Source organism: Dactylosporangium sp. NPDC050688, from assembly GCF_040654515.1.
Classification (GTDB): Bacteria; Actinomycetota; Actinomycetes; order Mycobacteriales; family Micromonosporaceae; genus Dactylosporangium.
In genome coordinates, this window is sequence record NZ_JBFAIC010000025.1 from 67,509 (window position 1) to 82,921 (window position 15,413).

The 15,413-nt window shown below is 69.9% G+C and carries 7 protein-coding genes and 1 tRNA gene; 5 read left to right on the forward strand and 3 right to left on the reverse strand.

Annotated elements, in window-relative coordinates; genetic code table 11:
• Positions 1-227 precede the first annotated feature (227 nt).
• Complete coding sequence (locus AB0H83_RS23910; protein WP_360097900.1) at positions 228-1,691, reverse strand: zinc-dependent metalloprotease; 1,464 nt, start codon at positions 1,689-1,691, stop codon at positions 228-230.
• A 56-nt stretch (positions 1,692-1,747) separates the two neighbouring features.
• On the opposite strand from AB0H83_RS23910, the gene AB0H83_RS23915 reads away from it, so the two are divergent.
• The 4 genes from AB0H83_RS23915 (at position 1,748) to AB0H83_RS23930 (ending at position 7,444) form a co-directional block, all read left to right on the forward strand.
• Positions 1,748-2,773 carry a PDZ domain-containing protein gene (locus AB0H83_RS23915; protein WP_360097903.1) on the forward strand — a complete coding sequence of 342 codons (1,026 nt, stop codon included), beginning with the start codon at positions 1,748-1,750 and terminating at the stop codon, positions 2,771-2,773.
• 49 nt (positions 2,774-2,822) lie between these two features.
• On the forward strand, positions 2,823-5,810 hold the full coding sequence (locus AB0H83_RS23920; protein WP_360097906.1) for a UPF0182 family protein: 2,988 nt from the start codon (positions 2,823-2,825) through the stop codon (positions 5,808-5,810).
• A 141-nt stretch (positions 5,811-5,951) separates the two neighbouring features.
• Positions 5,952-6,025: transfer RNA gene (locus AB0H83_RS23925), tRNA-Met, on the forward strand.
• A gap of 702 nt (positions 6,026-6,727) precedes the next feature.
• Entirely contained in the window at positions 6,728-7,444 is a 717-nt protein-coding gene (locus AB0H83_RS23930; RefSeq protein WP_360097909.1) for a sporulation protein, read from the forward strand.
• A gap of 70 nt (positions 7,445-7,514) precedes the next feature.
• On the opposite strand, the gene AB0H83_RS23935 is transcribed toward AB0H83_RS23930, so the two are convergent.
• Positions 7,515-10,781, reverse strand: a complete 3,267-nt coding sequence (locus tag AB0H83_RS23935; RefSeq protein ID WP_360097912.1) for a GH92 family glycosyl hydrolase — start codon at positions 10,779-10,781, stop codon at positions 7,515-7,517.
• A 368-nt stretch (positions 10,782-11,149) separates the two neighbouring features.
• Positions 11,150-13,795 carry a ricin-type beta-trefoil lectin domain protein gene (locus AB0H83_RS23940; RefSeq protein ID WP_360097915.1) on the reverse strand — a complete coding sequence of 882 codons (2,646 nt, stop codon included), beginning with the start codon at positions 13,793-13,795 and terminating at the stop codon, positions 11,150-11,152.
• Positions 13,796-14,032: 237 nt separating this feature from the next.
• On the opposite strand from AB0H83_RS23940, the gene AB0H83_RS23945 reads away from it, so the two are divergent.
• A complete protein-coding gene (locus AB0H83_RS23945; protein ID WP_360097918.1) occupies positions 14,033-15,400 on the forward strand; it encodes a glycosyl hydrolase family 18 protein in 1,368 nt (455 codons plus the stop codon).
• Positions 15,401-15,413 lie beyond the last annotated feature (13 nt).

Consider the following 15,413-nt stretch of genomic DNA (forward strand, 5'->3'; position numbering starts at 1 on the left):
CTGCGTCTGTGCCTTCGGGCCGTCGCTCCGCCTGCGCCTTCGGGCCGTCGCTTTCCGGGTCGGCTGCGTCTGTGCCTTCGGGCCGTCGCTCCGCCTGCGCCTTCGGGCCGTCGCTTTCCGGGTCGGCTGCGTCTGTGCCTTCGGGCCGTCGCTCCGCCTACGCCTTCGGGCCGTCGCTCCCGGGCCGGGCCTGCGTCTGCGGGCGTCGCTATCCGGGCCGGCTGGACCTACTTCGGCGGATTGTCGCCTTCCTCCGGCGCCTCGTCCGGCCCGTCCGCCGAGGTCCCGTCCCCGGGCGTTCCGCCGCCGGTCGCGCCGGGCGAGCCGGCGTCCGGGGCCGCACCGGGAGACGCCCCGCCGGCGAAGGTCTCGTCGTTGAAACCGAGATCGCTGAGGTCCAGCTGCGTGCGGGCGAACAGGTCCGGGTCCGCGAACGCCTCCTCGTCGGGCAGCAGGTCGGGGTGGTCCCACAGCGCGTCGCGGCCCGCCACGCCGCGGTGCTCGGCCAGCGCGGCCCACAGGGCCGTCGCCTCGCGCAGGCGGCGTGGGCGCAGATCGAGGCCGACCAGGGCGGCGAAGGTCTGCTCGGCCGGCCCGCCCGCGGCCCGGCGGCGCCGGAAAGCCTCGGAGAGGCGGACCACGTCGGGGAGCCGGTCGCCGGCGGCGCGGTCGACGACGTGGCAGACCCAGCCCTCGATGAGGGCCAGCGCGGTCTCCAGCCGGGCCAGGGCGGCGCGCTGCTGCGGCGTGTCCTCGGGGGTGAAGATGCCCTCCAGGACGAGCTCCTGCGGGTCGCTGCCGAGGGTCGCGGGGTCGATGCGGCTCATCGCCTCCTCGATCGCCTCGCGGTCGACGTGGATGCCGGCCGCGTACGACTCGACGGCGGCGAAGACGTGGCCGCGCAGCCATGGGACGTGGCCGAAGAGCCGCTGGTGGGCGGCCTCGCGCAGGGCGACATACAGGCGCACCTGGTCGTCGGGGATCTCCAGGCCGCGGCCGTATTCGGCGATGTTGGCGGGGATCAGCGCGGCGGTGCCGGCCGGGCCCAGCGGCAGGCCGATGTCGCCGGCGGAGAGGACCTCGGCGGCGAGGGAGCCCAGGGCGGTGCCCAGCTGGCCGCCGAGCAGGGCGCTGCCCAGCGACGCGACCATCGAGGTCATCGGGCCCATCTGGGCGCGCATCTCCTCGGGCACGAGCTCCGTCATCGCCGACACCATGCGCGCGGCGACGGGGTCGCACAGCTTGCGCCAGACGGGCAGCGTGGTGTTGAGCCACTCGCCGCGGCTCCAGGCGGCGGTCGACCGGACCCCCGAGGGCAGCGCCGACTCGGGGTCCAGCCACAGGTCGGCGAGGCGGAGCGCCTCGATGACCGCGGCCCGCTCGGCAGGGGTCACCGACGGGTCACCGACCGGCTTCGCGGCGTCAGGGTCGGCCGTGTTCGCTGGTGGCGTAACCACGGCGCCGGGCATCGCGAAGCCAACCGGGAACTGGGCCAGGCCGCCGGCGGGTCCGCCGCCGGTCAGATGCGCCTGGGCGAGCTGACGGGCCAGATCCCAGTTGACCGGGCCGCCGCCGGGCGTGGCGAACAATTGCTGCAGCTGGCTCAGGAATTGCTGCATCTGGCGCGGATCGTTGGGATCCGGCACCTCGCCGCCGGGCGGACCGAAGCCGAACGGGATGTCTGCGGGCATGTCCCAAAGGTACTCGCTTCCGATGCACGAATACTGGGAGCGCTAGGCTCGCCGCCATGAGACGTCGTGGCGTGACCGTGTTGGTCGGCGCGTTGCTGCTGCTGTTGCTGTCCTGGCAGACGACCGTGCTGAAGGTGCCCTACGTCGAAATGGGCCCTGGACCGACGTACAACACGCTCGGCGCCGGCGACGACGGAAAGCCGATCATCAACGTCAGCGGGGCGCCGGTCACGAAGTCGGCGGGGCAGCTGCGCATGACCACGGTGTCGGTGCAGCCGCAGATGACGTTGCTCGAGGCGATGATCGGCTGGTGGCAGGATGAGCGCGCGGTGGTGCCGCGTGAGCTGATCTACCCGCCCGACCGCTCGGAGCAGCAGGTCGAGGAAGACAACAAGAAGGACTTCCAGGCGTCGCAGTCCTCGGCGGAGACGGTCGCGCTGCGCAAGCTCGGCTACCCGGTCCTGGTCGCGGTCGACGAGGTGTCCGCCGGCTTCCCGGCCGAGGGGCAGCTGGCGAAGGGCGACGTCATCACCAGCATCGACGGCACGCCGGTGACGTCGCTGCCGAAGCTCACGGAGCTGGTGCGGGCCAAGCCGGCCGGCACCGAGCGGCAGGTCGAGTTCACCCGCGGCACCGAGAAGCGCTCCGCCGCCATCGCCACGAAGGCCGGCGACGACGGCAACCCGCGCCTCGGGGTCACGGTCAAGTCCTCCCAGCCGCACCCGTTCGAGCTGTCGATCCAGCTGGACCGCATCGGCGGGCCGTCGGCTGGGCTGATGTTCACGCTCGGCATCATCGACACCATCAAGGAAGAGGACCTGACCGGCGGGATCATCATCGCCGGCACAGGCACCATCGACGAGGAAGGCAACGTCGGGCCGATCGGCGGCATCCCGCAGAAACTGGTCGCGGCGAAGGCGGCGAAGGCCAAGGTCTTCCTCACCCCGGCGGCCAACTGCGCGGAGGCCGTCGCCAATGCCCAGCCGGGCCTGCCATTGATCAAGGTCAGCACCGCCGACGAGGCACTCGCCGCGCTCGAGCAGTTGCGGGCCGGTCGTACACCACCCGTGTGCAGCAAGTGATTACGCTGAACGGGTTTCCATACGCGAACGGGCGGAGCCGACCGTGGTAATGCGTAATCCGATGACCAGGGTGAGCCGACGTGGTCGGGTCACGATCGTCGTGCTGGCGGTCGTCTTCCTGCTCTTCACCCTCTTCGATCGGGTGGTCGGTGCCTGGGCCGACTACCTGTGGTTCTCCGAGGTCAAGTACACCGGCGTGTTCTCGACGGTGCTCACGACCCGCCTGTGGATGTTCCTGATCTTCGGTACGGCGGTCGGGCTCGTCATCGCCGGCAACCTCTACCTGGCGTACCGGACCCGCCCGCTGCTGCGGCCGCACTCCGCGGAGCAGCACGCCCTGGACCGCTACCGGCTGTTCCTGCTGCCGCACATGACGATCTGGGTCGTCGCCGTCGCCGGGCTCATCGGGCTGTTCTCCGGGCTGTCCGCGCAGGGGCACTGGCAGGAGTGGCTGCTGTTCAGCAACAGCACGCCGTTCGGGCAGACCGATGCCCAGTTCAAGGTGGACCTCAGCTTCTACGTGTTCGAGTATCCGTTCTGGCGGTACGTGCTGGGCGTCGCCTTCACCGCGGTGGTCTTCTCGCTGCTGGGTGCCCTGGCGCTGCACTACCTGTTCGGCGGGGTCCGGCTGCAGGGCGCCGGCGAGCGGATGACGACCGCCGCGCGCGCCCACCTGACCGCGCTCGTCGCCACGTTCGTGCTGCTCAAGGCCGCCGCGTACTACCTGGACCGCCGGGGACTCCTCCTCGACAAGTTCCCCACCCAGGACCTGTACGGCGCCGGCTACACCAACATCAACGCGCTGCTGCCGGCGAAGGAGATCCTCGCCTGGATCTCGATCGTCGTGGCGATCGCGATCCTGGTGTTCTCCAACGCGTTCATGCGCAACCTGGTCTGGCCGGGGCTGGCGCTGGGCCTGCTGGCGCTGTCCGCGGTCGCGGTCGGCGGCATCTACCCGGCCGCCGTGCAGTCGTTCACCGTCAAGCCGAGCCAGCTGCAGAAGGAGGCTGAGTACTTCCAGCGCAGCATCGACGCCACGAGGCTCGCCTACGGGTTGAACACAGTGCAGGTCAAACCGTACGCGTCGAGGGCGGAGAAACCCCCGACGAACCTGCCGTCGGTCGACGAGACGGTCACCAACATCCGCCTGCTCGACCCGACCGTCGTCGGTGAGACCTACACGCAACAGCAGCAGGTCCGCGGCTTCTACGAGTTCAACCCGAAGCTCGACATCGACCGGTACACCATCGGCGGCAAGACCCAGGACTACGTCGTCGGCGTCCGTGAGATCAACTACGCGCAGCTGCAGCAGAACAACTGGCAGAACCGTCACACGGTGTACACCCACGGCTACGGCTTCGTGGCCGCGCCGGCCAACGAGGTCGTGTGCAACGGGCAGCCGTTCTACGTGTCGGGCTTCCTGACCGAGCAGACCAAGCCGGTCGGTGACCAGGGCCAGCAGTGCGCGTCGTCGACGGACCTGATCCCGGTCAACCAGCCGCGGATCTACTACGGCGAGCAGATGGGCGACGTCTACGCGATCACCGGCCGGGCCGGCAGCGGCGGCGGCGGGGCCGAGTTCGACCGTCCCACCGCCAACGCCGGCGACCAGTACTCCAGCTACGACGGCTCCGGCGGCGTCGCGGTCGGCTCCTACTGGCGGCGGCTGCTGTACTCCGCGTACTTCCGCGAGACGAACTTCCTGCTCTCCGGCGTCTTCAACGACAACTCGAAGGTCCTGTACGTGCGCAACCCCGAGGACCGGGTCCGCAAGGTCGCGCCGTTCCTGACGCTGGACAGCGACCCGTACCCGGCGGTCGTCGACGGCAAAATCCAGTGGATCGTGGACGGCTACACCACGTCGGCGACGTACCCGTACTCGCAGCGCATCGACTGGAACACCGCGATCCAGGACTCCTCGACCAACAGCCGCATGTTCCCCGAGCCGCGCCAGGACGTGTCGTACCTGCGCAACTCGGTGAAGGCGACGGTCGACGCGTACACGGGGGAGGTCACCCTCTACGCGTTCGACGAGAGTGACCCGATTCTCAAGGCGTGGAACAAGGCGTTCAACAACAAGCTGGTCAAGCCGCGGTCGGCGATCTCGGCGTCGCTGCACAACCACCTGCGCTACCCGGAGGACCAGTTCAAGGTCCAGCGTGACCTGCTCAGCCGCTTCCACGTCACCACGCCCAACGGCTTCTTCTCCGGCCAGGACTTCTGGGAGGTGCCGAAGAACCCGGCGAACCCGACCGCGGACCAGCCGCCGTACTACATCGTGGCCAAGCTGCCCAACCAGGACAAATCCCGGTTCCAGCTGACCACGGCGCTCGCGCCGCGCAGTCGGGGCAACCTGGCCGCGCTGATGTCGGCGTCCTACGTGGACGGCAAGCCCGTGTTCGAGATCCTGGAGCTGCCGCCGGACACCGCGGTCCAGGGCCCGGCGCAGATGCACAGCACGATGACCGGTATCGCCGAGGCCAGACGCGAGATCACCCAGTTCAGCTCCAGCAACTCCGAGGTGATGTACGGCAACCTGCTCACCCTGCCGGTCGCCGACGGCATGCTGTACGTCGAGCCGATCTACCTGCGCACGAAGAGCGACAAGACGTTCCCGACGCTGCAGCGGGTCCTCGTCGCCTACGGGCCGAACTACAAGGCGTACGCCAACACCCTCGCCGACGGCCTCGCCGAACTGGTGAAACAGGCGACCGGTCAGGCGCCCGTGCCCGGCACCGGCGACAACACCGACCCCGGCACCCCACCGGGCGGCAACCCGACCGGGTCGCCGCAGGTGCAGGAGGCGATCAACGCCATGAACAAGGCGATCGTCGACCTGAAGGCCGCCCAGGTCGCCGGCGACTTCGAGGCGTACGGCCGGGCGCTCAAGGCCCTGCAGGACGCGATCGGCCGGTACGAGGCGGCGGTGAAGGCGGCCACGCCGGCCCCGTCGGCGAGCGCCTCACCGGGCGCGCAACCCAGCGCGTCGACAAGTGTCAATCCATCGCTGCCGGCGACCCCGGCTCCGTCCGGCTGACCGAGCGCGCAAAAGGGCCGTCGCACCCCGGTGCGGCGGCCCTTTCCGCACCCGCCCACGGGCGCCGGCGTGACGGCGGACACGGTCACCCGTAAGCGATTTGGATGTGGTGACAGGGGTGCGCTAACCTGGACAAGCCGACGCGGGGTGGAGCAGCTCGGTAGCTCGCTGGGCTCATAACCCAGAGGTCGCAGGTTCAAATCCTGTCCCCGCTACAAATAGCACGAAGGCGCGGCCCTCCTCCGGAGGGCCGCGTTTTGCTTTCGGTGCGAGGGCAGGTGTCCGCGACGGCTGCGCTCCGGCATCGGGTCGGGATCGATGCCGGCCTCGCCCACAGTGCGGTTCTGCGGCCGGCCGTCGGCGGTGCCGATCAGGGAAAGCCCGCCGTCGCGGCGTCGTTGCCGGGTGAAGTCACCAGGTTTCGGCACGGCCCGTGGTGCGGCGGGGAATGCTGGTCGCAACGGCGGGTCGGCGAGACCTGCGTCCCGCCGGCCCGCAACGCGGCACCACCCGCCGCACCCGACCCGTGACCCGTCGCGGTGGCCCGCCGCGTTTGATCCCGTCGCCGTCGCTCGGCCCGTCGCCGTCGCCGTCGTCGTCGCTCGGCCTGGCCCGGCCCGGCGCCTGGCCCGGCCCAGCCCGTCGTCGTCGCCTGGCCAGTGACCGAGCCGGCTGGGCTGGCCAGTGACTGAGTCGCTGGGCCGGGCTGTGACCGAGCCGGCTGGGCCGGTCAGTGACCGAGCCGGCTGGGTCGGTCCGTGGGCGTGGCGTGCAACAGCGTCACTCCGGCGGCGCCGTTTCGGCGTCCGTGAGCAGGGCACGTGCTGAGCTGGTAGATCAGCCGCTCGGAGGAGCAACCATACAGTGGCACGTGTTAGTGTCGGTTCCCGTCACGGTACGTGCGAGGAGCATCTGACATGTTCGGATCGGCGATGCTCGACGAGCGCGGCGTGCGGCCCGGGACGATGGCCGCGGGGCAGGTGCACCTCGGCGGTGGGCGCAGCGATGTCGCCGTCGACGGGGTGACCGTGACACTCATGACCGTGGTCAGCGGGGTCGAGGTCGACTTCCTTCGCTGCCAGGTGTCCGCCGGGTTCACGTTGCGGGCCGGGCGGAGCCGGTCGATCCCGTTCGAGCAGCCGCTGCCGTGGGAGACGCCGTTCACGCACTTCGCCGGTGGATACCTGCCGGCGGTCGCGGTCCGGCTGCGCACCACTGTCACCACCGGTGGGCGGGCGCACGACGTCGGGGTGACGGCGGTGACCGTACACCCGACGGCCGGGCAATGGCGGGTGCTCGACGCGGCGCGGCAGCTCGGGTGGGCGTTCCCGCACTGCGAGGTCCGGCAGGGCACCGTGCCCGGGGTCCGGCAGAGCGACCCGTTCCTGCAATGGTTCGACTGCGTCGTCCCGCACGCGCCGGACCTGGTCCGGCTCACGTTCGTCGCCAACCCCGTCGGCGTCGACGTCCTGCTCGACACCAAAGGCACCGAAGACACCAAAGGCACCGAAGACACCGAAGACACCCGCGGCGCCGACGCCGGGCTGCACCAGTTCGCCGTGCGTCACGACGACGAGACCGCCGACCTGGCCGTATTGATCGAGGACTGCCTCAGTCCGTCCCGCGCACGCTGAGGACCGGGGAAAGACGGGTCGCCGCCCTCGACCCCGAGGGCCGAGAACGGCGACCGCCCCGAGGAAAACGTCAGGCGAGCAGTTCGAACTCCGCCAGCTGGGTCTCGGCGGCGCCGTGGTTGGCGGTCACCTGGATCCGGTAGCGGCTGTAGGCGGTTGTGTTCGGGATGACGAACGCCCTGGTCTGCCGCCGGTCGGCGAAGTCGATGTTCGTGCGGGTGTCCACGGTCGTCCAGGTGACCCCGTCGTTGGAGCCCTGCACGACCCAGTTCTTCGGGTCCCGGCCGGGGACGTCGTCGGCGGAGGTCAGCGTGTACTGCTGGACCGTCGCCGCCGCGGTCAGCTGGCAGGTGAGGGTCGCGGTGTTCGCGAACACCAGCCACTTGGTCATCGACGTGTCGTCGACGAGGGCGGCCCGGCCCTCGTTCGGCAGGTTCTCGCCGGTGACGGTGACGGTGCTGCCGGTGGCCTTGTCGACCAGCTGCTTCGGTGCCGCCGTGCCCGAGGTGATGGAGCCGGGGATGTTGCCGGCGCCGGTGCCCCAGGATGACGGGTTCGGGCCCATCACGAAGTTCAGCGTGCCGCCCGCGGTCAGGTCCGCGTGCGTCAGGTAGTTCTTCGTGTACGTGACGCCGTTGAGGGTGGCGCTCTGGATGTACCGGTTGACGTCGCTGACCCCGGGCGCGGTGACGGTGAACGTCCGGCCGTTCTCCAGGGTCATGGTCGCCTTCGGGTGCAGCGGCGCGCCGATGGTGTAGTCGGTGGAGCCCATCCGCGCGGGGTAGAAGCCGAGGGCGGAGAACACGTACCAGGCGGACATCTCACCGTTGTCCTCGTCACCGAGGTAGCCGTTGCCGGTGCCGGCACCGGAGTTGTAGAGGGTGGTGAGCACCCGGCGGACCTGGTTCTGTGTCTTGGCCGGGGTGCCGGCGTAGTTGTACATGTACAGCATGTGGTGGATGGGCTCGTTGGAGTGCGCGTACTGGCCCATGTTGGTGTCGTACGCCTCGGACATCTCGTGGATCGTGCCGCCGTAGCAGCCGGGCAGGAAGTCCCGCGGCGCGGCGAGCACCGCGTCGATCTTCGCCGCCAGCTGCGCCTGCCCGCCGTAGAGGTTCGCCATGCCCTGCGGGTCCTGCGGCGCCGCCGTCGCGTAATGCCACGGCGCGCCCTCGGTGAACTCGCAACCCCACTCGTTGGGCCTGAAGTTCGCGTCGGTGGTGCGCCAGGCGCCGTTGCTCTGCTTGCCGCGGAAGAAGCCGACCGACTGCGAGAACAGGTTCACGTAGTCGAGCGCCTGGTTGCGGAAGTACGCCGCGTCCTCGGTGTACCCGAGCACCTGCCCCATCTGGGAGATGCCGAAGTTGTTCGTGGCGTCCTCCAGGGTCCAGGCGGCCGACTCGCCGAGCACGTCGGTGGCCACGTACCCCTTGAACACCGACGTCTGGATCGCCTTGCGGCCCTTGTTGCCGGCGCCGGAGTAGGTGCTCGCGTTCTTCACCATCGACGCGTACGCCGCCTGGTAGTCGAAGTTGCGCACGCCCTTCACGTACGCGTCCGCGAACGCCAGGTCCTGGTTGGTGCCGACCATGATGTCGATCGAGCCCGGCCCGGTCCAGCGCGGCGTCCAGCCGAAGTTCTTGTACGCGTTGACGAAACCGTCCAGCATCTCACCGGTCCTCGTCGGGGTGAGCAGCGTGTACAGCGGCCACACCGCGCGGGACGTGTCCCAGAAGCCGTTGTTCACGTACATCTGCCCGTCGTGCACGGTGTTGTCGTAGGGGCTGTGGTACCTGCGGACCCCGCCGACCATCTCCGAGCGGTTGTTCGGGTACATGAACGACCGGTACATGTTCGAGTAGAACGTGACCTGGTTGTCGCTGGTGGCGCCCTCGATCCGGACCTTGCCGAGGGTCGCGTCCCACAGGGTCGCGGCCTCCTCGCGGACCGTGTCGAAGCTCTTCGCGCCGACCTCCTGGCTGAGGTTCGCCGCGGCCTGGGCGACGCTGATGAACGAGGTGCCGATCTTCAGGGTCACCTGCTCGTTGGCGGCGGTCGCGAACCGGATCCAGCTGGTGGCGCCCTGGCCGGTGATGGTCCCGGACGCGGCGACCGCCTTGTCCACGGTCGCGGAGATGTACAGCTGCTGGCCGCGGTGGTTGATCGAGCCGGAGATGGTCTGCGCGGCGTTGTTGACGCTGAGCGAGCCGCTGGCGCTGTCGACGGTGTCGAAGAGGATCACCGACTCCGCCGCGGACGGGAAGCGGAAGCGCATCACGCCGGCGTGGTCGGTCGGGGTGATCTCCGCGGTGATCCCGTACGTGTCCAGCTGCGTCTTGTAGTAGTGCGCCTTCGCCACCTCGTTTCCGTGGCTGAAGGTCGACTTGCGCGCGTCCGGGGTCGACTTCACCCCGCCGGTCATCGGCATGACCTGCAGCTGCGCGTAGTCGCCGATCCAGGGGCTCGGCTCGTGGCTGATCGCGAAGCCCTGCACCGTGGTTGCCTTGTACTCGTACAGCCAGCTGTCGTTGTTGCCGTTGGTCACCGGCGTCCAGAAGTTGAACCCGTTCGGCACCGTCGCGCCGGGGAACGTGTTGCCGCGCGAGTAGCTGAAGCTGGAGTTGGAGCCGCGCCGCGTGTCGACGTAGTCCGACAGCCGGCCGCCGGTGCCGCCGCCGGCGAGGATCGCGATGTCGTCGAAGTAGCCGCGGAACGTGCCGGTGTTCAGTGGCTGGTCGTAGGCGACGAGGATCCGGTCGACGGTCCGGCCGGCGACGACGTTGCCGATGTTGGACGTGACGTAGTTCCACGTGTTGAACGCCAGGTGCGTCCCGGTGCCCTGGAACGTCGGGTGGACCCGCACGCCGTACTGGTCGACCGCGCCCGAGTCGCGCAGGCTGGAGCCGTCGGTGAAGATCAGGTCCACGGCGACGTCCAGGTGCCCGCCGGACTGCGGGTACACCCAGTAGGACAGCGTGCTGGTGGCGCCGATCGGGATGTCGACGTCGAAGACCCGGTTGTACGAGTAGGACGACGTGGCGCTGGTGTCGTTGCCGGAGTACATCAGCGCGGCCGTGCCGCCGTGCGCGGTCTCGTTGCGCGGCGCGCTCTCCATGCTGGTCAGGCCGCAGCAGTACCCGCCGATGTTGACGCTGCTCTCGACGCTGTTCTGCCAGGTGGGCTGCGGATCGCCGGCCTCGAAGCCGGTGACGAAGTCGCCGGGCGCGGCGCCCGCCGGTGCGGCGTCGGCGACGGCGGTCAGCAGGCCCGCGACGAGCGCGGCCGCCGCGAGCCAGGTGCGCCTGCGTGGTGCGGTACGGGGGTGGCGGATGATCATGCGGCAACCTGCCGTTTCGGTAAGGGTTGTCGCGCCGCCGCGGCCCGTCGCCGATGTGGTCAACGTTGTCAGGGCACGCGTCATCGCCGGGGGTCGCCAGCTGCCGGGGCGATCGGGGTGACACGCGCACGCCTGGCGGGGCGGCGCTCTGGTTCGGGCGGGGCTGGGGGCGGAGGTGCGGACGTCCATACGGAGATTCGCGCCGACATCGAGTTTTGTCAACTCTTGACAAATCGAGCCGTGCGGGGTTGCGCCGCGACCCGTACTGGGCCGCGTGGGGTTCTGCGGCGGGTTCGTCGTGGAGGCCCTGGGCCGGCATCTGCTGAGGCGGGGGCCACCACTGGTGACCCCCGCCCCGTGCGCCGGCGTTACTGCTTGAGGAACGTCTGCGCGGCGCTGCCGTTGCAGTCCCACAGCTGCAGCCGGGCGCCGTTGGCGGTCGAGCCGTTCGGCGAGTCCAGGCAGCGGCCGGACTGCGGGTTGCGCAGCGAGCCGTCGGCCTGCGGGACCCACTGCTGGGCGCCGCCGCCGTTGCAGTCCCACAGCTGGATCACGGTGCCGTTGGCGGTGCCGTTGGCGGTGGCGTCCATGCACCGGTTCAGGGTGCGCAGCGCCTGGCCGTCCCAGGCCCAGTGCTGGTCCACGGCGAAGGTCTGGCAGCCCCACAGCTGCACCGCGGCGCCGTTACCGCCGGTGTCGTCGGCGGCCACGTCGACGCACTGGCCGGCCGGGCCGTTGACGAACGTCGCGCCGGGGGAGCCGCCGCCGAGGCGGAAGCCCTGGGCGCCGCTGCCGTTGCAGTCCCACAGCTGCAGCCGGGCGCCGTTGGCGGTCGAGCCGCTGGGGGAGTCCAGGCAGCGGCCGGACTGCGGGTTGCGCAGCGAGCCGTTCGCCTGCGGGACCCACTGCTGGGCGCCGCCGCCGTTGCAGTCCCACAGCTGGATCACAGTGCCGTTGGCGGTGCCGTTGCCGGTTGCGTCGAGGCAGCGGCCGAGGGTGCGCAGCGCCTGGCCGTCCCACGACCAGCGCTGGTCGACGGCGTGCAGCTGGCAGTCCCACAGTTGTACCGCGGCGCCGTTGCTGCCGGTGTCGTCGGCAGCCACGTCGACGCACTTGCCACCCGGGCCGGTCACGTTGCGGCCGGGCGGCGGGGCGGCGGTGTTGAGCCGCTTCGAGGCCGCGATGAGCTGCTGGTTCGCGGCGCGGACCCGGGCCTGGTCGAACTTGAGCACCTGCCGGTCGTAGGTCCAGAAGCCGTTGACCTCGCCCTCCACGTCGAAGGGTTGCGTGTAGACCAGCCCGGCCAGCCCCCGGGTGTAGATCAGGTTGAGCGCCTGGCTCTGCAGGCTCACGTACCGGTCGGTGGCCGACGTGCCGTTCGGATGCGACTCGTAGATGAAGTACTGGCCGTTGGGGCTGTACTCGTGCCCGGCCGAGCGCACGCCGAGCCCGCCGTACTCGCCGAGGACCGCGGTCCTGGTGCTGGTCGGGGTGGGGGAGTTCGGGCCGACGTACCAGTGCCAGTCCATGATGTCGCCGTTGCCGGGGTCGCCCTTGGACGAGCAGCAGTTGAAGCCGCTGTGCGCGTTGACCAGGCGGGTCGGGTCCTGGTTCTTCACGTTCTGCACGACCCGGGTCGTGTCGGCGAGGTTCCACTCGCCCCAGCCCTCGTTGAACGGCACGTACGCGATGACCGCCGGCGATGAGCGGTGCTCGTCGACGATCTGCCCGACCTCGGTCTCCCACTGCGCGTGCTGCGCGGCGGTGCCGGGCGCCTCGCCCATGCTCGGCATGTCCTGCCAGACGAGCAGCCCGAGCCGGTCCGCGTGGTAGAACCAGCGCTGCGGCTCGACCTTGATGTGCTTGCGGACCAGATTGAACCCCAGGTCCTTGATCTTGCCCAGGTCGGCGGCGAGGGCCGCGTCGGTCGGGGCGGTGTAGAGCCCGTCGGGCCAGAAGCCCTGGTCGAGCACGCCGGTCTGGAGCACGAACTGGCCGTTGAGCGTCGGCACGAGCCGGCCGTTGACCACGGCCTTGCCGACCTCGCGCATGCCGAAGTAGTGCGTCGTGGTGTCGACGGTCGCGCCGGCGGCGTTGCGCAGCGAGATCCGCAGGTTGTACAGGAACGGGTCGTCCGGCGACCAGCGGCGCGCGTTGGTCACCGGGACGCTGAAGTCGGTGAAGCCGCCGGTCGCGGTGCCGACCACGGTCGTGCCGTCCATCGCCTCGGCGAGCACCGAGTGGCCGGTGACGTCGCCGCGGGTGAAGACCCTGACTCGCAACGTGTTGTTGGCGAGGTTGGGGTACAGGTCGGCGCTGAAGATCGACGAGGTCGGTGTCGGCTCCAGCCAGACGGTCTGCCAGATGCCCGACGACGGCGTGTACATGATGCCGCCGGGGTTGCGCACCTGCTTGCCCCGGGCGATGTTGAGCCCCGGGGTGTCCGTCGGGTCGTAGACGCGCACCACCAGCTCGTTCGTGCCGCCGTTGAGCTGCGGCGTGATGTCGAACTCGAAGCGGTCGTAGCCGCCGGTGTGCCCGCCGACCTGCACGCCGTTGACCCACACGGTGGCCTGCCAGTCGACCGCGCCGAAGTGCAGCTGGACGCGCCGCCCGGCCCAGCCGGCGGGCACCGTGAACGTGCGCCGGTAGAACAGGTAGAGCCGGTTGTCGTTCGGGGCCCGCTTGATCCCGGACAGCGCCGACTCCACGGGGAAGGGGACGTTGACCCGCTCCGGCAGGGTCTGCCCGAAGACGGGGGTGTCGTTGGTGGCCGACTGGCGCAGCTGCCACTCGCCGTTGAGATTGAGCCAGTCGGGCCTGGTCATCTGGGGCCGCGGGTACTCCGGCAGCGGCTGGCCGGCGAGCGCCTGGCTGGTCCACGGGGTGTTCAGCGGCGCCGGCTGGGCGGGCGCGGCCGTCGCCGGCGGCGCGGCGGACACCGCCGTCCCGAAACCGAGCAGCGCGGCGAGGGCTGCGCCGAGCAGCCGTCGCCGGTGGCGTGATGGGGACATGAGGGTTCTCCTTGGCATCCTGCTGGCGGGCGGGCCAATTGGTGAATGTTGATGGGTATGCTAACGATGTCACACGCAAATCAACAGAACCGCTCATGGGGTGAAATCATCGAACCGTAACGGAGCCTTAAACTGCGCACCACAATGACCTGCGTACATAGAGGTAGCTCTTTTGTTAAAGAAAGTTAACTGATACAGTCCCTGGCCATCGATCCCATCGATGTGGAGGGCGGCGCCATGAGAGCGCAACGTCGAACCTTTGCCCTGATCGCCGGTGCGGCGGTGACGCTCGTGGCGGGCATGGTCATGGCCACCGTCAACCAGGCGGAAGCGGCCAGCAACGCCGCCGCGGCGGTCACCTGCTCGGCGCCCGCCTGGGCGGAGGGCAACACGTACACCGTCGGGACGCAGGTCACCTACGGCGGCCGGCTGTACCAGGCCCTCGTCACCCACACCGCGTACGTGGGCGCCGGCTGGAACCCCGCGGCGACCCCGTCGCTGTGGACGGACCTCGGCGCGTGCACCGGCGGCACGACCAGCCCGACGCCGAGCCGCACCCCGAGCACCAGCCCGACGCCCAGCCGGACCCCGAGCAGCAGCCCGTCCCCGAGCCGGACCCCGAGCAGCAGCCCGTCCACCTCCACGTCGCCGGGCGGCAGCACCTGCGCGGTGAAGTCCCGCCCCGCCGGCAAGGTGCTGCAGGGGTACTGGGAGAACTGGGACGGCGCGTCCAACGGCGTGCACCCCGGCCTCGGCTGGATCCCGATCACCGACGCGCGGATCAAGCAGCACGGCTACAACGTGATCAACGCGGCCTTCCCCGTCATCCGCTCCGACGGCACGGTGCTGTGGGAGAACGGGATGGACGCCGGGGTCAAGGTGGCCACGCCGGCCGAGATGTGCGCGGCCAAGGCTGCCGGCGCGACGATCCTCATGTCGATCGGTGGCGCGGCCGCCGGCATCGACCTGAGCTCCAGCGCCGTCGCCGACCGGTTCGTGGCGACGATCGTGCCGATCCTCAAGACGTACAACTTCGACGGCATCGACATCGACATCGAGACCGGCCTGACCGGCAGCGGCAACATCAACACGCTGTCGACGTCGCAGGCGAACCTCATCAGGATCATCGACGGCGTGCTCGCGCAGATGCCGTCGAACTTCGGCCTGACGATGGCGCCGGAGACGGCCTACGTGACCGGCGGCAGCGTCACCTACGGCTCGATCTGGGGCTCGTACCTGCCGATCATCAAGAAGTACGTCGACAACGGCCGGCTGTGGTGGCTGAACATGCAGTACTACAACGGCAGCATGTACGGCTGCTCCGGTGACTCCTACTCGGCCGGCACCGTGCAGGGCTTCCAGGTGCAGACGAACTGCCTCAACAGCGGCCTGACGATCCAGGGCGTCACCATCCGGGTGCCCTACGACAAGCAGGTCCCGGGCCTGCCCGCGCAGACTGGCGCGGGCGGCGGCTACATGAGCCCGTCGCTGGTGTCGCAGGCGTACAACACCCAGCTCAAGGGCCTGATGACCTGGTCGATCAACTGGGACGGCTCCAAGGGCTGGTCCTTCGGCGACAACGTGAAGTCGCTGCAGGGCCGGTAGCCGCTCACCCGGC

Coding starts and splice junctions, on each gene's coding strand:
- AB0H83_RS23910 (WP_360097900.1), bottom strand. CDS start 1,691: ATGCCCGCAGACATCCCGTTCGGCTTCGGTCCGCCCGGCGGCGAGGTG.
- AB0H83_RS23915 (WP_360097903.1), top strand. CDS start 1,748: ATGAGACGTCGTGGCGTGACCGTGTTGGTCGGCGCGTTGCTGCTGCTG.
- AB0H83_RS23920 (WP_360097906.1), top strand. CDS start 2,823: ATGCGTAATCCGATGACCAGGGTGAGCCGACGTGGTCGGGTCACGATC.
- AB0H83_RS23930 (WP_360097909.1), top strand. CDS start 6,728: ATGTTCGGATCGGCGATGCTCGACGAGCGCGGCGTGCGGCCCGGGACG.
- AB0H83_RS23935 (WP_360097912.1), bottom strand. CDS start 10,781: ATGATCATCCGCCACCCCCGTACCGCACCACGCAGGCGCACCTGGCTC.
- AB0H83_RS23940 (WP_360097915.1), bottom strand. CDS start 13,795: ATGTCCCCATCACGCCACCGGCGACGGCTGCTCGGCGCAGCCCTCGCC.
- AB0H83_RS23945 (WP_360097918.1), top strand. CDS start 14,033: ATGAGAGCGCAACGTCGAACCTTTGCCCTGATCGCCGGTGCGGCGGTG.